Source organism: Kribbella soli (assembly GCF_004331345.1).
In the GTDB taxonomy this organism is placed as follows: Bacteria; Actinomycetota; Actinomycetes; order Propionibacteriales; family Kribbellaceae; genus Kribbella; species Kribbella soli.
Genome location: NZ_SJJZ01000001.1, coordinates 2,681,392 through 2,704,683 on the forward strand (window position 1 = coordinate 2,681,392; position 23,292 = coordinate 2,704,683).

Sequence of the window (23,292 nt, forward strand, 5' to 3'; positions counted from 1 at the left end):
TCAAATGCGGGGTTTGTGACCCTCATTCAGGGTCACAAACCCCGCATTTCGCTGGTCGACCAGGCAAATGGGCTAGCGGGACGCCTCGACCATTTGGCGCATCAGTTCGACCGGGTTCTTCTCCGGTTCCGGTTGGGCCAACCGGGTGGAGGGGACTCGGGCCTGCGGTACCTCGGCTGTCTGGAGGGCCGTGGTGTAGCCCGTCAGCGGGAGGGTGAGGGCCGAGCGGGTCGGGTCCAGCGTGATCGTCGCGCCTGTGAACGGAACCGACGGGTTGTCCGGCTCGACCGTGAGAACGAGACCCAACCGGTGACCCGCGGCGAACACGACATCGTCCGGGTTCAGCTCGAACGTGAGGTCGTACCAACGATCCGAGCGCAGCGATTCCTTGGCATACATGGACTTGTAGTGCCCGATGTCGGCCAGCGTCCGTACGACGACGGACGTGTCGGAGACCGCGGTGTTGATCTGCGTCTTCGCGTAGCAACCGGTGTCGAGCGCGTTGCCGTCACCCCAGCAGACGCGCGTGTCCGGCACGTTGGTGACGTTCACGTACCGGTTCGCCGTACCGTAGTCGACCAGCCGCGCCTTGATGCCTGAGGCAACCTTGTTCACCTTGACCCGGACCGACACCTTCCCGGTTCCGCTGACCCGGACCGCCTTCTCCAGCTCGTCGCTGAGGAACACCGCCCGATCGGTCCGCGGTGTCGTCGGATCGAGTACGACGGTGTCCGCCGACTCCTTGTCCGTCCCGGTGAAGCTGACCGGATCACTGGACGCCGCCGCGATCGACAACCCACCGGCCTTCGCACCGGCCGCCTTGCTGAGCTTCAGTGTGGTCTGCTTGGCGCCGGCCGCCGGCCATTTCGCCTCGTCGACGAACGAGCCGTCCTCACGCTGGACCGTCGCCTGCGGTGTGTCCATCACGCCGTTCTTCAGGCCCTGCAGCCAGTAGTCGAACCACGGGTGCAGCTTGTCCACCCACTCGTCGCGGAAGCTGAACCCGTCCAGGTGCACGCCCTGGTGCAGGAAGATCTTCCGCGGCACGTTCCGCTTCGCGAGCTCGTCCCACCATTCGCCGAACTGCCGGGTCTTCACGTTCTCGTCGCCGAGCCCGTGCACGACGTACACGCTGGAATGGACCTTCGAGGCGTCGAGCCGGTAGTTCCGCGGGTCCCACCACTTGCTGTACGAGCCGGTGCGGGTGTCGGAGTCCTGCTCGATCTCGTTGGTCATCTGCTCGCAGCGCGGCGAGGCGTCGTTGCTGACGTAGTCGTGCAGGAAGCCCATGTACTCGTCGTAGAACGGCACCCCGAAGCCGCGGGTGTAGTCGTACCAGCTGGAGATCGCCGCGATCGGCACGATCGTCTCCAGGCCGCGGACGCCGGTGCTTGCGACCGAGTTCGCGATCGTCCCGTTCCAGGACACGCCGACCATGCCGGCCTTGCCGGTCGACCAGTCGGCCTTCGCGGCGCTGCCGTCCGGCTTGTGCCCGGTGGTCCGGTTGTTCAGCCAGTCGATGACCGCCTTGGTGCCGAGCACCTCGAGATCCGCGCCGACATCGCTGCAGCCGGTCGACCGGAACGTCCCGGGCATGTCGACGAACGCGACGGCGTACCCGCGGGGCACGAAGTAGTTGTCCAGCCAGCTCCCGAACACCTGCCGGGTGCCGGTCGCGTCGAAGTAGGTCGTCGGATCGCCCGCGTAGTACGGCGAGGCCTGGATGATCACCGGTACGTCGATCCCGGCCTGGGCCGCCTCGCCCGGCCGGATGATGTCGACCGTGATCTGGTCGGTGATCCCGTTCGCGTCCCCGTCGAGCCGGGGTACGTCGACCTGCACCTTCTCGTGGATCGCGTTGTCGTAGTCGTAGGCGGGCACCGTCTCAGTGCCCTGGACGAAGGGTTTGGACGGTACGGCGGTAGGCCCGGCGACCGCGGTGAGCGAGGCGGCCGGGGCCACCACCGCCGCGAGTACCAGGGCCAGCCCGGTACGTAACCGAGTTCTGCGCATGCGTGGATCTCCCCCTATGGGCGGTAGGTGAAGACCTATTCTGTGCACAGAACTCACCTGCTCGCTCACTTTTCGTACACAGCAGGGGTAATACTTCGCCCGCAACTTTCGCTGTCCGCGTCGTATCAAGGGGTGTAAGAGTCTCTCCGAAAGGACGATCTGATGTTCCGTAAGGCCTTCGGGCTCGCCGGCGCCGCCGGACTTGTGCTCACCCTCGGTCCGTCGCTCCAGCCGGCCTCCGCCGCACCCGCGAACAACAGTGCGGTCGCGGCGGCTTGTGCGCTCGGGCTGGGCTCGTTCGACTTGGCCTCCGGCGTCAACAGTCGGGTCGTCAGCGCCACGGCGCCGCCGACCGTGAGCCCGGCCCTTAACACGCCGAACCTCTACACGACGCCGTACGCCGTGAGTAATCCGACCGCGTTCACCGCGGTGCCCGCGGGCAACGGCCGGACGACCCGCAGCGGCAAGGTCGTCTGGGGCGCCGGCTATCTGATGGAGAGCACCTACACGATCGGCAGCGACGGCAAGATCGTCGGTACGCCGGTGTTCAAGCGGATCGGCAACGGGTGGGGCGGGCGGTTCCTGATCCAGTCGCAGTACAAGGCGTCCGCGACCAGCAAGCCGACGCGGACGATGCTGTACTCGCAGGACATGTACGGCAAGTTCGGGCGCTGGACCGATGTCGGCCGGGGCTTCCGCAACACCGGGTACGTGACTGGGATGAGCACGATGAAGTCGTTCGCACTGATCGCCACGACTCCGACGTACGACATGTTCCTGGCGAACAACCGTGCGGGCGGTCTCTACACGGTCAAGATCCCGACCAGCGTCCCGCTGAAGCCGATCATCACGCCGGTGCGCACGTCGAGCTGGCAGATCTTCGAGCAGCTCGTGGCGGCCCCGTGCGGCAGGACCGGTTCGATCCTCCTCGGCATCGACAGGGACGCCAAAACCGCCTACCTGTACGCCGTCGGCCACGCCAACGGCACCTCAACCGTCATCAAGAGCCTAGGCAAGACCCCCGGAGCCTTCACCGACTGGGAGTCCTTCCGCTTCGCTCCCGCATACGACCCGCTGAACGGAGGCTGAGCCAGGCCGCGGTGGCCTGGTCGGCAGACGTGTAGGTGATGACGAACTGGGTGTCGTCGCCTGGTAGTTGGAGGGACTCCAGGGAGAAGGTGAGTTGCCCGGCGACGGGGTGGTTCAGGATCTTCGGGCAGTGGGAGCGGTTCTGGACGTCCTGGGAGGTCCAGAACCGCTCGAACTCGAGGCTGGCGGCGCGGAGCTCTTCGACCAGGGCCGCTAGCTCCGTGTCGTCGGCGTACTCGGCCGATGCTCGCCGGAGTACGGCGACCGCGTCCTGGGCGACGGTCTCCCAGTCGGCGTAGTAGTCGCGCGAATCCGGGTCCAGGAAGTACAAACGGGCCAGGTTCCGGTGTGCGGACCCCTCGAAGTCTGCGACCACCTCCAGTGCGGCGGAGTTCCACGCGAGGACGTTGCTCAGGCGGTCGACGACGATCGCCGGCAGGTCCTGCATCGCGTCGATCATCGCCTTGAGCTGCGGGCGGACAGGCGTCTTCGGTGGTACGGCGGGTGGTGCCGCGCACGCCAGCGACCGGAGGTGATCCCGCTCGGCCTGGTCCATCCGCAGCGCGTCCGCGACCGCGTTCAGCACCGCGACCGACGGGTTCGCGGCGCGGCCCTGCTCCAGGCGGACGTAGTAGTCGACGCTCACGTTCGCCAGCAGCGCGGCCTCCTCCCGGCGGAGGCCGGTGACCCGGCGATCCGGCCCGGGCCGCAGGCCGACGTCCTCGGGGCGTACCCGGGCCCGGCGGGACTGCAAGAACTCTCCCAGCGCACTCACCGATCCAGTATCCCTGCGAGGTTCAACGCACTGGGTGGTACTGCCAGACCTACGGTCGAAGCGGATCTTCTGAGCGAGCGCCGTACGGCGGAACGTGGAGCCATGAGCATTTCACGCATCGCACTCGTCACCGGCGCCGCCAGCGGAATCGGCGCCGCCATCGCCACTCGTCTCGCTGCCGACGGCGCGTCCGTCGCGTTGCTTGCTCGGCGCCACGATCGCCTCGAGAAGGTCGCGGCTCAGATCGCGGAGGCCGGCGGTACGGCGCTCGTCGTCCCGGCCGATGTCACCTCGGAGCAGTCCGTGGCCGAGGCAGCGGACCTGGTGCAGAACCGCCTGGGTGACCTCGATCTGCTGGTGAACAACGCCGGCCTGATGCAGCTGATCCCGTTCGGCGACGCGCCGGCCGCGGACTGGCGGCGTCTCGTCGACGTCAACCTGTCCGGCGTCATCAACGTCACGCATGCGTTCCTGCCCGCGTTGAAGCGGTCCGCCGAGACAAGGACGTCCGACCTGATCAACGTGTCGTCGCTGGCCGCGCAGCAGTTCCTTCCCGGCATGGCGACGTACGGCGCCTCGAAGGCGGGTGTCAGCTACCTGACCCGGGCGCTGCGCGCAGAACTCGCGAACGAGGGGATCCGGGTGACCAGTCTCGAACCCGGAATGATCGACGGCACCGAACTCGCCGACAGCTTCCCCGCCGAGCTGCAGTCGATGGTCGACGACCTCCGCACCACCCTCCCCGCCGTCCCGGTCACCGAGGTCGCCGACCTGATCGCGTACGTCGTCAGCCGCCCCCGAAACGTGAATCTCCCGCACCTAATCATCCAGCCGTCAAAGGAGATCTAGCACGCGGGGCAGGGTGGTGCGGACGCGACGAGCGCACGCATACGGCGGGGCAACTGCGTCGATGGCGCCCGGAGCCGAGGCTGGGGAGGATTTCTTCCCAAATCGGGTACACGATCCTCCCCAAGTCACCTCCGCCACGACCCCACTGCCCTTCGCCCGCTCGCCGGCCAGGTTCGCGTTGGTGGAGGATCTGGCAAACGAACGGATATCCCCTCGTGTTGGGGGTTCTCTGCTGGTGTGCGAGGAGAGAACCCCCAACACGAGGGGATATCCACTCCCGCACCCGACCACCCGACCCACCCAGGTGACTCCCAACTCAACCCAGCCGACCCACACATCCGTCACAAGAGCCATTTCTCTCTTCTAATCTTTCCCTCTGTCTGCCGCACCTGATCATCCAGTCGTCGGAGGAGGGCTAGCGGTTGTTCACCATGGGTTCGTAGGGTCGCGGGCATGATTGCGACGCGACGCACGCTGTTGAAGGCCGGGGCTCTGGGGATCGGGCTTGCCGCGACGCCGGGGCTCTCGTTGGCTGCCCGGCCCCGGCGGACTCGGGTGCTGCTGGCAACGAATGAGCCGTGGGGGACGTACCACGCGCAACCGTTGCTGGCCGAGGCCGTACGGCGTGGGTGGGAGCTGGTCCAGGTCGTTCCGGATCTGACGCAGATCAAGCCGGGTGACCCGGTCCCGGTCGCGACGCTGAACGACGTACCGCAGGCTGATCTGCTGGTGGTGAACGGCGCCTCGGACTGGCCGGCCGATGTGGCGGCGGCGTTGAAGCGGTTGCCGATGGCGGCGAGTTCGCTGGCGTATCTCAAGCCGGTGGAGGCGCCGCGGGCCAAGGAGTTCCGGTCGCGGTTGGAGCTCGTGACGGCGGCGTCGCCGGCCGAGTCGGACGTGTTCGCGGCGTACCTCGGCTGGAAGCATCGCGTGCGGATGGTTGGGTCGGCGCAGACAGACAACCTGCCGACGTACGCGCCGCAGAAGGACCGGGTGCTCGTGCTGACCAGCGTCACGCACCCGGACCAGACCGGCGACGCGGCGCCCGGCACGCAGTTGCTGCTCGACGCGGCCGCCAAGTTGGAGGCGGCGCGCAAGCACATCGTGGTCGGCCTGCATCCGCGCGAGGACCGGACGCTCTGGGACCAGTACGAGATCAGCGCGCTGGGTTCGGTGCCGGAATCGGCCACTGTGGACTGCGCGGTGGGCATCCCCGGCACGGTGTTCCCGATCGTCGCGGCCGTCGGCGTACCGCTGGTCGGCTGCGTGGACCCGAAGCTGCAGGTGCCGGACTACATCCTGGACGTGTGCTCGTCGACGATCGACGCGCCCGAGCAGGCCGTCGACGCGATCGAGAACGCCAAGCCGGCCAGCCGGGGCGCGGTGTTCAACGCTGTCGGCCCGATCGGCGGGTCGGCGCGGCGGCTGTACTCCGCGTGGCATGCCACGATTCAGACCACCAGGTGCAACTTGACCGGGGCGACGCCGATCTCGATCCGCTGACCCCAGCCGATGCTCAAGGTGTGGGACTCCATCCCGTCGCCGAACACGACCAGGTCCGACTCGGCCGTGATCGTCAACGACTCCGGTGCCTTGAGCAACCCTTCGGTGTTGTCGGTGCCGGTCGCCGGCGACGGCCAGGCCTCGCGGACGAACCAGCACAGCACCGGATCGATCGGCGTTGGCAAGGCCAACGGACTGCGCCGCTCCTGCCAGGCCGATCGGCACCAGCCGGTCGACCCGGTCCCGGTGCCGACCAGGATCCCGGACGACGACTGCCGCTCCGGCAATCCATCGGGCGAGCTCAGCCGGTAGCGCGCAGATTGATGCGTCCGGTGGCCGACGTACACCTCGTTCAACGCGACGAGCTGCTGCCCGTCATCGGTGCTCGCGGCAACCATCGTCCGGGCGACGACCTGACGTTCGGCCAGCAGGTCGGCGATCGCGGCGGGCTCGTGCGGCACGAGTACGCCGGGGTTGCGGGCCGGCTCGGGGTTGATCCCGATCACCGGCTGACCGTCCAGGTACTTGGCCACGTTCGCGACCAGCCCGTCCTGGCCGACCGCGATCACCACATCCTCCGGACCGAACCCGAACCGGTCCAGGTCGTTGCGCTCGGCAATGGCGCGGCGCCAGTCCAGCGGGATCGCCGCCGAGACCGTGGCGAGCGCGTCCTGCTGGGCCTGGTGCCGCGCATCCAGCTCGGCCAGATCCCGCCCGCGGCCGGCCAGGAAGAACCCGGCCTGCTGCCGCGTCCCGTGCCGGGCGACCAGCTCGGTGAGCTCGGTCGCACGATGCACGATCACTGCCCTAGGTGGCAGGCTCATGAGACGACCTCCAGGGTCAGGATGCCTGTCCGGCCAGCTTGGCCAGGAGCGGCGTGATGAGGTCCGGCGTCAGGTTCAGTGTGCCGATCTCCGGCAGCGCGCCCTGCTTGATCGCGAGCGCGAGGATGGTCGCCTGGTCGAGATCGACGTACGCCTCCAGCAACGCCTTCTCGGCAGCCGCCTCCGCCGCGCCGATCACCCGCTTGGCGTCCGCCTCCGACTCGGCCAGTGCGCGCTGACGACCGGCTGCGGCCTGCGTCTCGATCTGACCGGCCGCCGCGGCCTCGGTCGCACGCATGCGCTCGTTCTGACCGCGCTGGTTGACCAGCTGCTCTTCGCGCCGGGCGAGCTCGATCTGGTTCTGCAGCTCGTTCTCCGCGATCGACCGCTCCCGCTCGACGGCCATTGCCCGGCGTTCGTACGTCGCCTTGTCCGCGGCCTGCTGCACCATCTCGCGCGTCGGTGTCTGCAGCGCCTTCTCCACGTCCCGCTCCGCGCGTACGGCGACCACGCGCACGTCCTCGACGCCGATGCCGAGCCCGGTCAGCCGCTGGTCCTCCCGCAGGCCGGTGCCGACCGCCTGGCGGAGCGCGGTCATGCCCTCGGACAGCGCCTCGGTGAGCGTCATCCGGGCCAGCAGGTCGAGTGCGGTCTGTTGCGCCAGCTCGGTCAGCAGTCCGCCGAGCTGCTCGAGCGGGGTCGACCGCCAAAGACCGGTGTCCGGGTCGATGCCGAAGTCCAGCCGGCTCGCGGCGAGCGCCGGGTCGGTCACCCGGTAGGTGACGGTGGCCTGCACCACGACGTCCTGGAAGTCCTGCGTGCGGCCGTGGAACAGCAACGGCTGCTCGCGGTCGTCGACCGGGATCTCGCTCAGCGACGAGTTCAGGGCCCGGAACCAGAACGCCTGGCCGGCGCCGTCGTGCGCGACCTTGCCGTTGCGCAGGTGCCGCACGTGGGTGGTCGGGTTGGCCCGCAGGTGGCTGATGAAGCGGAACCGGGTGATGTCTGCCATCTCTTCGTTCTCCTTGTCGTCACTATGACGATAAGGGGTCGAGTGACTTCTCGTCAAGGTGACGATTAGAGTGGGGTGATGGACTTCGAGCCGCTCGGCCTGGCCACCGATCTGGTCATCCTGACCGTCCGCGACGGCCGCCTCCAGGTGCTGCTGATCCGCCGCGGCATCCCGCCGTACCGGGGCCGGTGGGCGCTGCCCGGCGGGTTCGTGCGGCCGGACGAGGACCTGGAGACGACCGCCCGCCGCGAGCTGGCGGAGGAGACCGGGCTGTCCGCGGAGCGGATCCACCTCGAACAGGTCGCGACGTACGGCGCTCCCGATCGCGACCCGCGTGGCCGGGTGGTCAGCGTGGCGTACCTGGCCCTGGTGCCGGATCTGCCCGCACCCGTCGCGGGCTCCGACGCCGCGTCGGCGAGCTGGGTCGACGCCACCGACGTACTGGACGACTCCGGCCGGCTGGCGTTCGACCACCACCGCATCCTCGCCGACGGCGTGGAACGCGCCCGCGCCAAACTCGAGTACTCACCCCTGGCCACCGCGTTCTGCCCCGCGGAGTTCACGATCTCCGAACTCCGCGGCGTCTACGAAGCGGTCTGGGGCCTCCCGCTCGACCCCCGAAACTTTCACCGCAAGGTCACCAAGACCCGCGACTTCGTAGCCCCGATCGGCACCACCACAACCCGCGACGGCGGCCGCCCGGCCCAACTGTTCCACCGCGGCACCGCCACCACCCTGCACCCCCCGATGACCCGCGGTTGACCTCCAGCCCGCCTATGACCCACGTCCTCATCACTGGACCAGGCCCGACTCGGCGGATCACTCAAGCTTCAGCGGTGATTCCGGGTGCGGACAGCTAGCTCCTCGGCGGTGATCAGGTTGGTGTGGGTGCCGGGGGAGGTGCAGGCCCAGCCGGCGGCGACTGTGCCGGCTTGGGCGGCGTCTTGCCAGGGGGCTCCGTCGAGGTAGCGGGCCAGGAAGGCGGCTACGAAGGCGTCACCGGCGCCGTTGGTGTCGACTACGGGGCGGTCCGGGAAGGTGATCGCGGGGAAGTGGCGGATCGGTTCGCCACGGACGTGGAGGTAGCTGCCGTCTGCGCCGGCCATTGCGACCACGACGTCGGCGCGGCCGTTGGCGAGGATCCAGTCGACGCCGTCGGGTGGCAGGGCGGCGGCGGAGACGAAGACGATGTCGGACGCGGTGGCGAAGTCCTTGTGGTGGTCGTTGCGGCCGTCCCAGTCGTGCAGGTCGGTGGAGATCGAGCGGTCGGCGGCGATCGCGTCTCCGAGGGCGTCGCGGGCGAAGTCCATGATCGAGACGTGGACGTGCTGGGCGTGCCGCATCACCGGGCGCCAGAGGTTCGGGTCGACGCGGAGACCGCGCGGGTGGCGGCCGTCGTACATCGAGAGCCGGCGGCCGTCCGGGGCGACCAGGTTGACCGATCGGCGGGTGCCGCTCGGGTGCAGGACGACGCGCAGCGGGATGCCGAGTTCGTCGTACGCACGGCGGATCCGCGCCCCCTCGGGATCGTCGCCGACCACGTCCACCAGCCCGGCGTTCAGCCCGAGCAGGTGACAGCCGAGCGCGACGCCGTGCCCGGTGTGCGCCAGGTACGACTCGATCGGTTCGACCGGAACCGTGTCCACATCCGCCAACGGCAGGCTCGGCACCCGCACGATCGTGTCGATGCCTACTCCGCCGATCACCAGCACATCCAACTCCACCGTCCCGTAATACCCGACTTTCGCCAGGGATCACAGGTGTCTTTCGCAAGCTGAACGGATAGTTGGTCTCCAGGCACAGTCGATCCATGCTGAACCGACGAATTCTCCTCACCTCCGCCGCCCTCGCCCCGCTCGCCGGTTTCGCCGCCCTGCGATCAGCGGGAGCAAGCACCGAGGTGCCCATTTCGATTCGGCTTCCGCGGCCGACAGGTCCGTTCCCGGTGGGCACGACCGAGCTGCACCTGGTCGATGCCGGTCGTGACGACCCGTTTGTTCCCGGACGCCCGCGCGAGCTGATGATCAGCGTCTGGTACCCGGCGAGCCGGGTCACCGCGCCCGCGCCGTACCTGCCGCCGTTGACCGCCGAGGTGTTCGGCGAAGGCGCCGCGATCGCCCTGCAGCAACCGGTCGGGACGATCGACTGGGTCGGCGCCAAGAGCCACGCCGGCCTGCTCGCCCCGGTCTGCCCGGGGAAGCGACCGGTCGTCCTGTTCTCGCCGGGATTCGGCGTGCCGCGGGGGCTCGCGTCGATCAGCGTCGCCGAGCTCGCGAGCCGCGGGTACGTCGTCGTCACCGTGGACCACACGTACGAGGTCTCAGGCGTCGAGTTCCCCGGCAACCGGATCGAAGTACAGACCCTGCCGCCCGCGCCGTACGCGATGCTCGCCCGCACGACCCGCTTCGCCGACCTGCGCTTCGTCCTGGACAGCCTCACCCGGCTCGCCCGCGGTGAGAACCCGGACGCGGAACAACGCCGCCTCCCGGCCGGACTCGGCAACATCCTCGACCTCGACCGGATCGGGTCGTACGGCCACTCGGCCGGCGGGCTCACCTCGATCGACCTCCTGGTCGCCGACCCGCGGATCCGCGCCGCCATCGACCTCGACGCCGAGCTCGGCTACGGGTACGACGACCCGGCAGACGCACCGACCGTCGCGCAGGGCACGAACCGCCCGTTCCTCCTGACGGGCTCAGGCGCGACCGGCCCGGGCCCGCACGACCACCGCACCGACCCGTCCTGGGGACTGTTCTGGGATCACTCGACCGGCTGGAAGCGCGACCTGAACGTCCCGAACGGCCGCCACTACAGCTTCGTCGACTACCAGGCGCTGATCCCCTGGTTCCAGCGGTTCTTCACAGTCCCGCCGGAGCTGATCGCGAACACCATCGGTACGGCGAACGCGGACCAGGTGCTGCGCGCCATGCGCACCTACATCCCAGCGTTCTTCGACCAGCATCTCCGGCACCGCCCGTACGACTGGACCCACGCGCTGCCGGAGACGAGGTTCATTGCTTGATCGGTGCCCCGGTCTTCTCCTGGAGCTCGTCGAAGGTGACGCCGTCGGCGAGCTCGACCAACTGCAGTCCGTCGTCGGTGACGTCCAGGACGGCGAGGTCGGTGATGATCCGGTTGACGACGCCGCGACCGGTGTACGGCAGGTCGCACTCGGCGAGGATCTTGTGCGAGCCGTCCTTGGCGACGTGCTCCATCAGCACGATCACCTTCTTCGCGCCGTGCACCAGGTCCATCGCGCCGCCCATCCCCTTGACCATCTTGCCGGGGATCATCCAGTTGGACAGGTCGCCGGTGGCCGAGACCTGCATAGCGCCCAGGATGGCCGCGTCGATCGCGCCGCCGCGGATCATCCCGAAGGACAGCGACGAGTCGAAGAACGAGGCGCCGGGCAGCGTCGTGACGGTCTCCTTGCCGGCGTTGATCAGGTCCGGGTCCTCGGCACCCTCGACCGGGTACGGCCCGACGCCGAGGATGCCGTTCTCGGACTGCAGGACGACGGTGACGCCGTCCGGGATGTAGTTCGGGACCAGGGTCGGCAGACCGATGCCGAGGTTCACGTACGAGCCGTCCTCGAGTTCGGCTGCGGCACGAGCGGCCATCTGCTCACGGGTGAGTGGCATCTCAGGCGTCCTTCCGAGGCTGAACGGTGCGCTTCTCGATCCGCTTCTCGACGTCCTTGCCGACGGCAACCACGCGCTGGACGTAGACACCGGGCAGGTGGATCGAGTCCGGGTCCAGCTCACCAGGCTGGACCAGCTCCTCGACCTGCGCGATCGTGACCCGGCCGGCCATCGCGGCCAGCGGGTTGAAGTTCCGCGCGCTGCGGTCGAAGACCAGGTTCCCGTGGGTGTCGCCCTTGAGCGCGTGCACCAGCCCGAAGTCGGTGGTGATCGAGTCCTCCAGCACGTACGTCGTACCGTTGATCTCCCGCGTCTCCTTGGGCTCCGACGCCTTCGCGACCGAACCGTCCGCGTTGTACTTCTGCGGCAGCCCACCGTCGGCGACCTGCGTCCCGACACCGGCCAGGGTGAAGAACGCGGCGATCCCGCAGCCGCCGGCCCGGAGCTTCTCGGCCAGCGTGCCCTGCGGGGTCAGCTCGACCTCCAGCTCCCCGGACAGGAACTGCCGGGCGAACTCCTTGTTCTCCCCGACGTACGACGACGTCATCTTGGCGATCCGCTTGTCGGCGAGCAGGATGCCGAGTCCCCAGTCGTCGACGCCACAGTTGTTCGACACGACGCTGAGCCCGGAGACCCCCTTGTCGTGCAGAGCGCTGATGAGCTGCATCGGGTTGCCGCACAACCCGAAGCCGCCGACGGCGAGGCTTGCGCCGTCCCCGATGTCCGCCACCGCTTCCTGCGGCGATCCGTACGTCTTGTCCATCAGCTGCTCCGTTGCAGTGTCGAGGCCCGATCCGCTCCGACTCTAACCAGCCGACCCGCGTCCCGCGATGTGAGTGGTACCACTCGGCTATGTGGTCAGGTGCTACGCGGATGCCTCGGACGCGTTCAGCGCCGCCAGTTCGTGCAGCGCCTCGTAGTGCGCGTCGTCCAGCTCAGGGATGGCGAGTACGGCGGACAGGTGCACGCGAGCGGCCGGGAGATTGCCCGAGCCTCGCGCCGTACGTGCCAAACCGACCCGCGCCACCGCAATGGTTTCCGGCTGGTCGGCGTGCTCCCCGATCGACAGGGCCCGGCTGTAGTCCGCGTGTGCGTCTTCCAGCTTCCCCTGCCGTCGGTAGAGCTCGGCACGCTCGCACAGCAGCAGTGCGGTCTCTTCTGCGAGGCACAGGTGCTCGGCGAGCTCCAGCGCCTCCGTGGTGGCGTCCAGCGGTTCGTCTACGACCTGTCGGAGCGCACTGAGGGCCAGGAACATGCCCCACCGGTCCTCCAGCATCCGGAACCGGCCCAGCGCCGTACGCAGGCTCTGTGCCGCGTCACCCGGCGCGGCTGTCGTCAGACCGGGGTAGCCACGGCACAGTTCGACGGCTGCGCGTGTCCAGGCGTCACCGGCCTCGTTGCGCTCCAGCACGTCCTCGACCACGGCAGCCGGCTCGAACGGCCCGAAGACGAGTGACCACAGCAGCACCGTCACGGAGTACCGGAACGGGCCTGCCGTCGTCAGCACGATCTGCTGGGCCAGCTCCACCTGCTCCTGCTCAGCCGACGCCGCGCCGTGGATGACGGCCAGCAGGTACTCCTCGTCCAGCCCGACCGGGACGGTCCGGCCGAGCATGCTGAGCACCCGCTCGGCCGCGGCCGCAGCCTCGTCCTGGAGCCCGTTCGACCACCAGTACGCCGAATAGCGCGCAACCAGCCGCAAGGCGGTCCGCAGGTCGCTCTCACACGCGCGCTCGATCGCGCTGACGACCTGGTCCGCCTCCAGACTGTGTGGTTCGCCGGAGCCCCCCAAGTTCACGTGCTTCATTGTCGCTCGCCCGTGTTAACGCCGTGTCACGGGGTCAGAAACGGAGGATGCCCCAGGTCGCCGGGCGGTGCATGTCCGCGATGCCCTGTGGTGACCAGACCCAGAACTCGCAGTCGTCGCCCTTCACGTACGCACCGTCCACGACCTCGTGCGGCCACTCGCAGCGCATCAGGTTCATCCGCCACTCGTCACCCGGGTTCGGGGGCGTCGCCCGGCCCTTGTTGTACGGCGCCAGGTCGGCCCACGGTACGGCGACCTCCGCCGACCACCCGGTATCCGTGTCCGACGGGTCGTTGAGCGTGCCGTCGACGTGGATCGCGGTCCCCAGACCGGGCAGGTTCGTCGGGTCGATCGGCACGCCGCCGTCGACGTACGGCTTCGGCAGCGTGAGTTCCCAGATCGTTCCGAGCGGGTTGATCTCGAACTCGTAGTAGTTCTGCCCGTCGCCGTCCGGGTCGAGGAACAGTTCGAAGTTGTTCTCGTGGAACAGCTTGCTGTTGTGCTCGGTCATCGTCGACCAGACATGCGGCTCCTCGAGCAGGCCGCCGACGTACAGGTACTGGTCGTCGTACATCAGCTTCGCCCGGGTCAGGAACCGTGGCGTGGGACCGTCGTGGATCGGGACGAAGGCGGTCGTCCACGGCGCGGCCTCCCAGGCCGGGTCGGTCAGGGTGCCGTCGAAGTTCGGCATGGTGGCGGTCCGCGGGCACTCGTAGACGGGCAGGTCAGGCATCGGCGCGCTCCAGCAGTCGGGCGAGAAGGTTGGCGAGCAGGAAGGTGACGGCGGTCAGCACCGGCACGACGGCGAGGATCCAGGGCGAGTCCAGGTGGCCGGTCAGGAACGCCACGACCAGCGCGACCATGAACGCGACGCCGAGGAACGGGATCAGCTTGGGGTGCGGCATCGCCAGCCGGCTGAGCGCCGTACCGCCGAGCACCATCGTGACGACCACGATCACGATCAGCAGCGGCAGCCCGAGGGCACCGCAGTTCGTGGTGTCGCGGAACCGTTCGCAGCCGCGCTCACTCAGCCACACCAGCGCGATGGTGGCGAACCCGCACAGCAGCCCGACGACGGCCAGGATCAGCCCCGGCGGCAGCGGCGGCGCGTCGTACCGCCCTGGGCGGGCCTCCTCCGCCTCGTCGTCGGCGGTCTCCAGCGCGGCTTCCAGATCGTCGGGCATCCGGTCGCCGTCGTCCTCCTGACTCATTGCGGCAGGCTATCGGGCTCCCAGGGAGTTAGCGATGGCATCGCGCACGTCGGCGTCGGTGGGGGCAGTCAGGCCCTGCTCAGCGGCCAGCTCGGCGAGCGAGACCATCGTGACGTCGTCCAGCCCGCAGCTGGTGAACGTGTGAAACACGGTCATGTCCGGGTCCACGTTCACCGAGAACCCGTGACTGGTCACGCCGCGCCGGATCCGCATGCCGATCGAGCACAGCTTCCGGCCGTCCTCGGTCCAGACACCGACCAGGCTGCTGGCGCCCTTCGGCGTGTCCCGGCGTACCAGCGGGAAACCGAGCGAGCCGAGGGCCTCGATCAGGCCGTTCTCCAGCCAGCGCACGATGTCGACCGGGCCGCGCTGGTGCAGGTCGATGACCAGGTACCCGACCAGCTGGCCGGGGCCGTGGTACGTCGCGAACCCGCCGCGGTCGACCTGCACCATGGGGATCGCGGCCGCCTCCGCAGGCAGGTCGTCGAGGACCGTCCGCGGGCCGTAGGTGATCACCGGCGGATGACTCAGCAGGAACAGGCGGTCCTCGGCCTTGCCCTCGACGCGCTCCTCGACCCAGCCACGCATGTCCTTGGTGGCGACGTCGTACTCCACCTCGCCGAGATCAATCCGCTGCATGCGTTCAGGTTAGGCCGTACGGCGCGCGGCGCAGCACGTCGTACAGCAGCCGGCGGTCGAGCACGTTGCCCTCCGGCTCCAGCCAGCTGAGGAGTTCACGATCGGCGGACCGGGCCGACAGACACGTCACGGCGGCCTCGGAGCCGGACGGCGTCATGATCCCGCCCTGGCCTTCCACGGTCGGGTGAACGATCAGGAAGCCGCGTACCTGAGCTGTCCGGAGCCGTCCGCTCCAGGCAGCGACAGCGGCCTCCAGTGCGGGCACCGGGCTGTCGATCGGCTGCCCGTTGAAGACGAGGGACCCGTAGTCATCGAGGGAGTACGCGCCGGGCGGTCCCACCAGCGACACGATCAGCGCGACGCGGTGCCCGTTGAGCAGCATGTGATCGACGGCGACGGCACCGAGCTGCGCACCGTGCACCAGCTTCGCCGCGGGCAGCGCGCCGACCACAGGGTCGAGGAGGTTGGCCGTACGCCGCTGCAGCAGCACGTCGTACGCCGCGATCGGCGCGGCGAGTGCATCGTCGACAAGCGGCTCGCCGGGACGGCCCCACAGGTTGAACTCGTACGCCGAGGTCCGGTCGATCGCCAGGTCCAACGCATGCGCCTTCGACCAGCGACCGGTGAGGATCCGGACGACCACCAGGCCGGCGACTACCCCGCCGAGCAGAATCCGGCCGACCGTGGATGCACCGCTCGCCGCGAACGGATTCAGCGTCAGGATCAGGGCCAGCAGGTAGAAGGCTGCGGTGAGCACGCCGAGCACCTTGAACAGGCCACCGAGAGGCACCCGCCTGCTCCAGTGCGGTGGCATCGCCACCACGATCATCGCGGCGGTTCCGATGCCGAAGACAACATCCCAGAATCCGTGGTAGCCGATGGTGACGAGGATCCAGACGACCAGTGCGCAGAAGGCGGTCAGCGCGATCAGGGCGGGGGTTCGCCAGCGGCCGAAGGTCGGGGTTGCGTGGATCGGGCCCGCGTCGACCGGCTGGACGTTCTCGCCGGTCGTCCTGGGCTCAGCCGGCTGTTCGCTCGACGACGACTCGCCCGACCAGGGCTGGTCGGTCGACCAGGTCCACGTGGGCTCCGGTTCGGGCTGCGGCTCCGGTTCGGGCCGGGGTTCGCGGCGGGGCTCGCGGGTGGTCGTCGTCGACTGGCCGGCGAGCAGGCGGTCGTAGGAGGCGCGCTTGACCGGGTCCGAGAGCGTGTTCCAGGCCTCCTGCACGAGCCGGAAGAGCGCCGCGTTGCCACCCTGGTCCGGGTGCACCTGGCGGACCAGCTTCCGGTACGCGGTCTTGATCTCCGCGGCGCTGGCCGTGCGCTCGACATTCAGCACTTCGTAGTGATCGGCCCCGCTCACCCCAGCACCTCCGCGACACGACAGAACGCACTGAGGGTCAGTCACCGCAGTGACTGACCCTCAATGGTGGTCGGGCTGACAGGATTTGAACCTGCGACCTCTTCGTCCCGAACGAAGCGCGCTACCAAGCTGCGCCACAGCCCGAAGTCGCGAGTAGCTTACATGGGCTCAGCGTCCGGACGAAATCGGGTTATTGCGTGGGACGAGGGTGAGCAATGTCGCCTCCGGACGGCAGGCGAAGCGGACCGGCGCGTACGGCGACGTACCGAGCCCTGCCGACACGTGCAGCGCTGCCTGGCGGCCGTCGTACCCCCAGGTCGACAGGCCCTTCACGCGGGACGTGTCGAGGTCGCAGTTGGTCACCAGCGCGCCGTACAACGGCACCGCCACCTGACCGCCGTGCGTGTGACCGGCGAGGACCAGCGGATAACCGTCGCCGACGAATCCGTTCAGGACCCGCTGGTACGGCGCGTGCGTGACGCCGATCGACAGGTCCGCCGTCGGGTCGACCTCGCCCGCGACCTCGTCGTACCGGTCGCGCTTGATGTGCGGGTCGTCGGTGCCGGCGAAGTCCAGGCGCACGCCGTTCACCTTCAGGGTGGCCTTGGCGTTGTTCAGGTCCGTCCAGCCGGCGCCGCTGAACGCGCGGCGCATCTCCTCGTACGGCAGGTCGGGACCGTGCGGCTTGTGGCGCTGCTTGTCCGCGGGCAGCAGGTACTTGCCCGGGTTCTTGAAGTGCGGCTTCCAGTAGTCGTTGGAGCCGAACACGAACACCCCGGGAAGATCGAGCAGATCGCCGTACGCACGGAGCAGCGGAGGGACCGAGTGCTCGCTCGCAAGGTTGTCGCCGGTGTTGACGATCAGGTCGGGCTCGAGCGCAGCCAGGTCGTTGACCCAGCGGATCTTCTTCTCCTGCTTGGGCATCAGGTGCAGGTCCGACAGGTGCAGCACCTTGAGCGGCGCGGTCCCCTCAGGCAGCACCGGCACAGTCACTCTGCGCAGCGTGAACCAGCGCACCTCGATACCGGCCGCATACGCGACACAGGCGGCACCCACGGCACTGACCACCGCAGTGGTCTTGAGGGTGGTGGTGGCGATCCTGCGCAAGCTCATTCCACCAGCCTGCCACAATTGTGGTCATGTCCAACTCCGGAATGAAGCAGCGCCTGCACGACGACATGACCGCCGCCCTCAAGGCGCGCGACGAGATCCGCAAGTCGACCCTGCGGATGGCGCTGACCGCGATCACCAAGGCGGAGGTGGCCGGCAAGGAGGCCCGCGAGCTCACCGACACCGAGATCGTCGACGTGCTCAGCTCCGAGGCCAAGAAGCGCCGCGAGTCTGTGGTCGCCTACCGCGACGCCGGCCGCGCCGAGCTCGCCGACAAGGAACAGGCCGAGGCGGACATCCTGGCCGACTACCTCCCCGAGCAGCTCAGCGAGGACGAGATCAAGGTCCTGGTGACCGAGACCATCGCCGCGACCGGCGCCGCCGAGCTCGGCCCGCGCGGCATCGGCAAGGTCATGGGCGCCCTGCAGCCCAAGGTCAAAGGGAAGGCCGACGGCGGCGTCGTCTCCGCCGAGGTCAAACGCCAGCTCGGCGCCTGACCGCTGGGCTAGCGGCCGCGGCGGCCGCAGTTCGGGTACTTCGGATTCGTCGGCGGACAGTTCGGGTTCAGCGTGGTCGGGGTGGTCGGCGGCTTCACGGTGGTCGTCGGCTTCCCCGGCTTGGTCTGCTTGCTGCCGTTCGACACGTAGATCGTCACCAGCGAGCCGTCGGGGGCGCCGTCGCGCTGCCGGGGATCGGTGTAGGCGACCGTGCCGGCGGTCTCCTCGGAGTTGACGGTGCCGGTCGCGATCGCGACCTCGAAGCCTGCCTGCCGGAGCTTGTTCGCGGCGTCCTCGGGGTTCATGCCGTTCACGAACGGCAGGTCCTTCACGTTGCCTCGCTGGACAACGCTGGACGGCGCGACGAAACGCGTCGTCGGGTAGCCCTGCAGGGCGGCCTTCATCGCGGCCTCCCAGATCGGACCGGCCGTACCGGAACCTGACGGGTCGTTGATGGGCTTGCCGTTCAGGCTCTGGCCCTGCAGTTCGTGGTACGGCGGGGACGCGTCGGCCACCGTGGCGGCCGCGGCGAGCTTCGACGAGTAACCGGCGTACCAGACCGCCTTGGCCTCGTTGATGGTTCCGGTCTTGCCCGCGAGGTCGCTCTTGCCGAACTTCAGCTTGCTGCCGGTGCCGCCGGTCTCCATGACCTGGTGGAGTACCGCGTTGACGCCGTCGGCGACCTCCTGTGACAGCACCTGCTTGCACTGCGCGCCGGGGATGCTCAACGCCTTGCCGGCCGAGTCCTTCACCGAGGTGATCAGCCACGGCTGGCAGTACATACCGCGGGCCGCGAAGGCGGCGTACGCGTTCGACAGTTGCAGCGGGGAGATGTTGTCGATGCCCAGGGTCATCGACGGGACCTGCTCGAGCGGTTCGCCCGTCTGGGCCTGGTACATCCCCAGGGACGCGGCGATCTTGGCGATCGGGCACAGGCCGGTCCGCTGCGAGAGCTGCAGGAAGTAGGTGTTGGTCGACTTCTGCGCCGCCTGGACCATGGTCGGGATCGGGACGTTCGTCGTCGAGTTCTTCGGGTCGTACGGCCTGGTGATCTTGTACGGGCCGTCGCAGGTGCTGAACGTCTGGCCCTCGAGATGGACCGGGCTCGGCGAATTGATCTTGTAGTTGAGCGGAATGCCCTTCTGGATCGCCGCGGCGATGGTGAACGCCTTCATCGTCGAGCCGTTCTGCCAACCGCCGTACCCGCCCGGGTAGCTCTTCGGGACGTTGTAGTTGTACGACGTCTGGCCGCGCTTGCTGCCGTACCCACGGCTCTGCGCCATCGCCTTCACCAGGCCGGTGCCCGGCTCGACGATCGTGATCGCGGCGACCGCCTGATCGGTCGTCTGGGAGTGGGTGTCGATCGAGCGCTGCGCGTCGGCCTGGATCTTCCGGTCGAGGGAGGTCTTGATGGTCAGGCCCGCGGTCTTGATGTAGTTGGCGCGGTCGGTCTTGGTCTTGCCGAAGGCCGGGTTGTCCTCGAGCAGCGAGACGATGTACTCGCAGTAGAAGGGGTACGGGCCGTTGGCGCAGCCGAGTTTGTTCGGGCGGACCTTGGCGGGGTCGATGACCGGCGTCTTGAGGGCCGAGTTGGCCTGGGCGACCGAGATGACGTTCAGCTGCAGCATCCGGCGGATCACCACGTCGCGGCGGTCCTTGGAGCGGCTGGGGGAGTTGGTCGGGTCGTAGCCGGTCGGGTTCTTCACCAGGCCCGCCAGCATCGCGGCCTGCGGGAGCGTCAGCTGGGACGCGTTCACCGAGAAGTAGTGCTGGGCGGCGGCCTGGATACCCCAGGCGCCGTCACCGAAGTTCGCGAGGTTGAGGTACTTCTCCAGGATCTCGTTCTTGGAGTACTGCTTCTCGACCGCGATCGCGTACCGCAGCTCGGCGATCTTGCGCTGGTACGTGTCGGCGGTCGCAGCGGCGAGCTCGGCCGGCGTCTTCGCCTTCTCGACCAGGCTGACCTTCACGTACTGCTGGGTGATGCTCGAACCACCCTGCTGCACCGAGCCCGACGACTGGTTCTGCAGCAGCGCGCGCAGCGTGCCCTTCGCGTCCAGCGCGCCGTGCTCGTAGAACCGGTCGTCCTCGATCGCGACGATCGCCTTCTGCATGATCGGCGCGACGTCCTTGAGCTTGACCGGTACCCGGTTCTGCTCGGCGAGCGTGGCGATCACCGACCCGTCGGCGGCCAGGATGGTGCTCTTCTGCTTGAGCGGCACCTCGTCGAACTGCTGCGGCAGGTCTTGCAGCGTGTCGGAAGTCTTCTCCGTGGTGAATCCGGCGAGGCCGGCGAACGGGATGGCGAGACCGGCGGCCAAGGCCCCCGACAGCACGCTCACCCCTAGAAACAGAACCACAGATTGGACGACACCGCGGTCGCCCTTTTCCCCTACGCGCATGGTTGTTAAGACTACGGGACCGCCGATCTGGGTTACCGCTGCGCGTGTGAGTTCGGTCACTCCTTCTGGACAAAGTTCATCCAAAAGGACGAGGGCCCGAGCACTTGCCCGGGCCCTCGGTACGCCGGGTCAGGCGGCGAACTGGTGCGCGCCGACCTCGGCCGGCTCCAGCGCCAGATCCAGCACCTCACGGACGTCGCTCACCGGGTGCACGGTCAGCTCCGCGAGCACGGACGCCGGCACGTCTTCCAGGTCCGGCTCGTTCCGCTTCGGGATCAGGATCGTGGTCAGCCCGGCCCGGTGCGCGGCGAGCAGCTTCTGCTTCACCCCGCCGATCGGGAGCACCCGTCCGGTCAGCGACACCTCACCGGTCATCGCGACCTCCGAGCGGACCGGCCGCCCGGACAGCAGCGACGCCAGCGCCGTTGTCATCGTCACACCCGCCGACGGTCCGTCCTTCGGAACGGCACCGGCCGGCACGTGGATGTGTGCGTTCCGCTCGGCCAGGTCGCCGACCGGCAGCCCCAGCTCCGCGCCGTGCGAGCGCAGGTACGACAGGGCGATCTGCGCCGACTCCTTCATCACGTCGCCCAACTGCCCGGTCAACGTGACTCCGGTCGGGCCGGTCTCCTTGTCGGCCAGCGACGCCTCGACGAAGAGCACGTCACCACCCGCACCGGTCACCGCCAGTCCGGTCGCCACACCCGGAAGCGCCGTACGCTCCGCGGACTCCGGCGTGAACTTGGGCGAACCCAGGTACCCCTTCAGGCCACCGCCGTCGATCGTCAGGTTGCCAACGTCCTCGCCCAGGGCGAGCTTCGCTGTCACCTTCCGCAGTACCCGCGAGATCGACCGCTCGAGCTGCCGTACGCCGGCCTCCCGGGTGTACTCACCCGCGAGCACCCGGAGCGCCGAGTCCTCGATGGTCACTTCGTCCGCCGTCAGGCCCGCCCGCTCCAGCTGACGCGGGAGCAGGTGGTCACGGGCGATGATGACCTTCTCGTCCTCGGTGTACCCGTCCAGCTGCACCAGTTCCATCCGGTCCAGCAGCGGCGCCGGAATGGAGTCCAGCACGTTCGCCGTGGCCAGGAACACCACGTCGGACAGGTCCAGCTCGACCTCCAGGTAGTGGTCCCGGAAGGTGTGGTTCTGCGCCGGGTCGAGGACCTCGAGCAGCGCGGCCGTCGGGTCGCCCCGGTAGTCCGCACCCACCTTGTCGATCTCGTCCAGCAGTACGACGGGGTTCATCGAACCCGCCTCGGTGATGGCCCGGACGATCCGGCCCGGCAGCGCACCGACGTACGTCCGCCGGTGGCCACGGATCTCGGCCTCGTCCCGGACACCGCCCAGGGCGACCCGGACGAACTTCCGGCCCATCGCACGCGCCACGGACTCACCCAGCGAGGTCTTACCCACGCCAGGAGGACCGACCAGCGCCAGTACGGCGCCACTGCGGCGACCGCCGACGACACCGAGACCACGGTCCGCACGACGACGCCGTACGGCGAGGTACTCCGTGATGCGTTGCTTCACGTCGTCCAGGCCGGCGTGGTCCGCGTCCAGCACGGCCCGCGCCTCGCGGATGTCGTAGCTGTCCTCGGTCCGCTCGTTCCACGGCAGCTCGAGAACGGAGTCCAGCCAGGTCCGGATCCAGCCGACCTCGGGGGACTGCTCGGACGTCCGCTCCAGCTTGTCGACCTCGGCGAGCGCGGCCTTGCGCACGTGCTCCGGCAGGTCGGCCGCCTCGACGCGAGCCCGGTAGTCCTCTTCCTCGGACTCGGCCTTGCCGTCGAGCTCGGCCAGCTCCTTGCGGATCGCGGCCATCTGCTGGCGCAGCAGGAACTCCCGCTGCTGCTTCTCCATGCCCTCCTGGACGTCCTTCTGGATCGTCTCGGAGACCTCGAGCTCGGCGAGGTGGTCCTTCACCCAGCCGATCAGCTTCTCCAGCCGCTCGGAGACATTCGCGTTCTCCACCAGCCAGGACTTCTGCCCGTTGTTCAGGTACGACGCGTAGCCGGCCAGGTCGGAAAGCTCCGCCGGGTCGTCGACCTGCTTGATCGAATCGATCACCTGGTAGGCGCCGCGACGCTGCAGCACAGAGGTCGTCAGGGTCTTGTATTCGCGGGCCAGCTCGACAGAGCGGTCGTCGGTGATCTCATGCATCACCGTCGCGCCCACCCAGAGCGCCGCACCCGGGCCGGTGGTCCCGGCGCCGATGCGGACCCGCTGGGTCCCGCGGATCACGGCCGCCTGGGCACCGCCCGGCAGCCTGCCGATCTGCTCGATCTCACCGAGCGTCCCGGCTTTGGCATATTTTCCGTCCAGCCGCGGGACCAGGAGCACCTGGTCCTGACCGGCGGCCTGCGCGGCATCGATCGCCGCCCGGGCCTCGCTGTCAGCGAGTCGGACCGGCACGACCATCCCCGGCAAAACCACGACGTCGTCCAGCGGCAGTACAGGAAGATTCAACGTATCGGTCACGCTGTCACACCCTTTTCCAAGTTGAGTCTGACAGGCTCAACCATGGGTGTAAGCAGGTAATTCCCGGCGTTCGCTG

General features: G+C 68.6%; 21 protein-coding genes and 1 tRNA gene. 6 read left to right on the plus strand and 16 right to left on the minus strand.

The window, feature by feature from the left end; genetic code table 11:
- Positions 1-72: 72 nt before the first annotated feature.
- On the minus strand, positions 73-2,013 hold the full coding sequence (locus E0H45_RS13490) for a CocE/NonD family hydrolase (protein ID WP_131337456.1): 1,941 nt from the start codon (positions 2,011-2,013) through the stop codon (positions 73-75).
- Between the two features lie 162 nt (positions 2,014-2,175).
- Between E0H45_RS13490 and E0H45_RS13495 the strand changes: the two genes are divergently transcribed.
- On the plus strand, positions 2,176-3,102 hold the full coding sequence (locus E0H45_RS13495) for a hypothetical protein (protein WP_131337457.1): 927 nt from the start codon (positions 2,176-2,178) through the stop codon (positions 3,100-3,102).
- Here the strand turns inward: E0H45_RS13495 and E0H45_RS13500 are convergent.
- Positions 3,044-3,877, minus strand: coding sequence for a helix-turn-helix transcriptional regulator (locus E0H45_RS13500; protein ID WP_131337458.1), 834 nt, complete (start codon positions 3,875-3,877; stop codon positions 3,044-3,046). The genes E0H45_RS13495 and E0H45_RS13500 overlap by 59 nt on opposite strands.
- Before the next feature lie 102 nt (positions 3,878-3,979).
- Here E0H45_RS13500 and E0H45_RS13505 point away from each other — a divergent pair, with 102 nt between their 5' ends.
- On the plus strand, positions 3,980-4,726 hold the full coding sequence (locus tag E0H45_RS13505; RefSeq protein ID WP_131337459.1) for an SDR family oxidoreductase: 747 nt from the start codon (positions 3,980-3,982) through the stop codon (positions 4,724-4,726).
- 453 nt (positions 4,727-5,179) lie between these two features.
- A complete protein-coding gene (locus tag E0H45_RS13510) occupies positions 5,180-6,229 on the plus strand; it encodes a hypothetical protein (protein WP_202872279.1) in 1,050 nt (349 codons plus the stop codon).
- On the opposite strand, the gene E0H45_RS13515 is transcribed toward E0H45_RS13510, so the two are convergent.
- Together E0H45_RS13515 and E0H45_RS13520 are read right to left on the minus strand one after the other, a co-directional pair.
- Entirely contained in the window at positions 6,178-7,053 is an 876-nt protein-coding gene (locus tag E0H45_RS13515; protein ID WP_131337460.1) for an NAD(+)/NADH kinase, read from the minus strand. The two genes, E0H45_RS13510 and E0H45_RS13515, sit on opposite strands and share 52 nt — an antisense overlap.
- 16 nt (positions 7,054-7,069) lie before the next feature.
- Complete coding sequence (locus E0H45_RS13520; RefSeq protein WP_131337461.1) at positions 7,070-8,065, minus strand: SPFH domain-containing protein; 996 nt, start codon at positions 8,063-8,065, stop codon at positions 7,070-7,072.
- A gap of 78 nt (positions 8,066-8,143) precedes the next feature.
- Between E0H45_RS13520 and E0H45_RS13525 the strand changes: the two genes are divergently transcribed.
- Positions 8,144-8,827 (plus strand): NUDIX hydrolase, encoded by a 684-nt coding sequence (locus E0H45_RS13525; RefSeq protein WP_131337462.1) that lies wholly within the window; start codon positions 8,144-8,146, stop codon positions 8,825-8,827.
- A gap of 68 nt (positions 8,828-8,895) precedes the next feature.
- On the opposite strand, the gene E0H45_RS13530 is transcribed toward E0H45_RS13525, so the two are convergent.
- Entirely contained in the window at positions 8,896-9,789 is an 894-nt protein-coding gene (locus E0H45_RS13530) for a carbohydrate kinase family protein (protein WP_131337463.1), read from the minus strand.
- Positions 9,790-9,875: 86 nt separating this feature from the next.
- Here E0H45_RS13530 and E0H45_RS13535 point away from each other — a divergent pair, with 86 nt between their 5' ends.
- Entirely contained in the window at positions 9,876-11,087 is a 1,212-nt protein-coding gene (locus tag E0H45_RS13535) for an alpha/beta hydrolase family protein (protein ID WP_131337464.1), read from the plus strand.
- Here the strand turns inward: E0H45_RS13535 and E0H45_RS13540 are convergent.
- From E0H45_RS13540 to E0H45_RS13580, 9 genes are all read right to left on the minus strand, one after another.
- A complete protein-coding gene (locus E0H45_RS13540; RefSeq protein ID WP_131337465.1) occupies positions 11,077-11,706 on the minus strand; it encodes a CoA transferase subunit B in 630 nt (209 codons plus the stop codon). The genes E0H45_RS13535 and E0H45_RS13540 overlap by 11 nt on opposite strands.
- Before the next feature lies 1 nt (position 11,707).
- Positions 11,708-12,469: a CoA transferase subunit A gene (locus E0H45_RS13545; protein WP_131337466.1), complete on the minus strand. Its 762-nt coding sequence runs from the start codon at positions 12,467-12,469 to the stop codon at positions 11,708-11,710.
- Positions 12,470-12,571: 102 nt separating this feature from the next.
- On the minus strand, positions 12,572-13,504 hold the full coding sequence (locus tag E0H45_RS13550) for a tetratricopeptide repeat protein (protein WP_131337467.1): 933 nt from the start codon (positions 13,502-13,504) through the stop codon (positions 12,572-12,574).
- A gap of 43 nt (positions 13,505-13,547) precedes the next feature.
- Positions 13,548-14,246 (minus strand): carbohydrate-binding family 9-like protein, encoded by a 699-nt coding sequence (locus E0H45_RS13555; protein WP_131337468.1) that lies wholly within the window; start codon positions 14,244-14,246, stop codon positions 13,548-13,550.
- A complete protein-coding gene (locus E0H45_RS13560) occupies positions 14,239-14,724 on the minus strand; it encodes a hypothetical protein (protein ID WP_131337469.1) in 486 nt (161 codons plus the stop codon). The genes E0H45_RS13555 and E0H45_RS13560 overlap by 8 nt, the downstream gene beginning before the upstream one ends.
- Before the next feature lie 9 nt (positions 14,725-14,733).
- A complete protein-coding gene (gene lipB / locus E0H45_RS13565) occupies positions 14,734-15,363 on the minus strand; it encodes a lipoyl(octanoyl) transferase LipB (RefSeq protein WP_131337470.1) in 630 nt (209 codons plus the stop codon).
- Between the two features lie 4 nt (positions 15,364-15,367).
- The gene (locus tag E0H45_RS13570; RefSeq protein WP_131337471.1) at positions 15,368-16,726 is read right to left on the minus strand and encodes a J domain-containing protein; all 1,359 of its coding nucleotides are present in this window, start codon (positions 16,724-16,726) and stop codon (positions 15,368-15,370) included.
- A gap of 67 nt (positions 16,727-16,793) precedes the next feature.
- Positions 16,794-16,870 (minus strand) — tRNA-Pro (locus E0H45_RS13575).
- Between the two features lie 24 nt (positions 16,871-16,894).
- On the minus strand, positions 16,895-17,833 hold the full coding sequence (locus E0H45_RS13580) for a metallophosphoesterase (RefSeq protein ID WP_420323334.1): 939 nt from the start codon (positions 17,831-17,833) through the stop codon (positions 16,895-16,897).
- A gap of 32 nt (positions 17,834-17,865) precedes the next feature.
- Between E0H45_RS13580 and E0H45_RS13585 the strand changes: the two genes are divergently transcribed.
- Positions 17,866-18,333, plus strand: coding sequence for a GatB/YqeY domain-containing protein (locus tag E0H45_RS13585; RefSeq protein ID WP_131337473.1), 468 nt, complete (start codon positions 17,866-17,868; stop codon positions 18,331-18,333).
- Positions 18,334-18,341: 8 nt separating this feature from the next.
- Here E0H45_RS13585 and E0H45_RS13590 read toward each other — a convergent pair whose 3' ends face one another.
- Positions 18,342-20,735: a penicillin-binding protein gene (locus E0H45_RS13590; RefSeq protein WP_131337474.1), complete on the minus strand. Its 2,394-nt coding sequence runs from the start codon at positions 20,733-20,735 to the stop codon at positions 18,342-18,344.
- Positions 20,736-20,864: 129 nt separating this feature from the next.
- Entirely contained in the window at positions 20,865-23,216 is a 2,352-nt protein-coding gene (gene lon, locus E0H45_RS13595) for an endopeptidase La (RefSeq protein ID WP_131337475.1), read from the minus strand.
- Between the last annotated feature and the right edge of the window lie 76 nt (positions 23,217-23,292).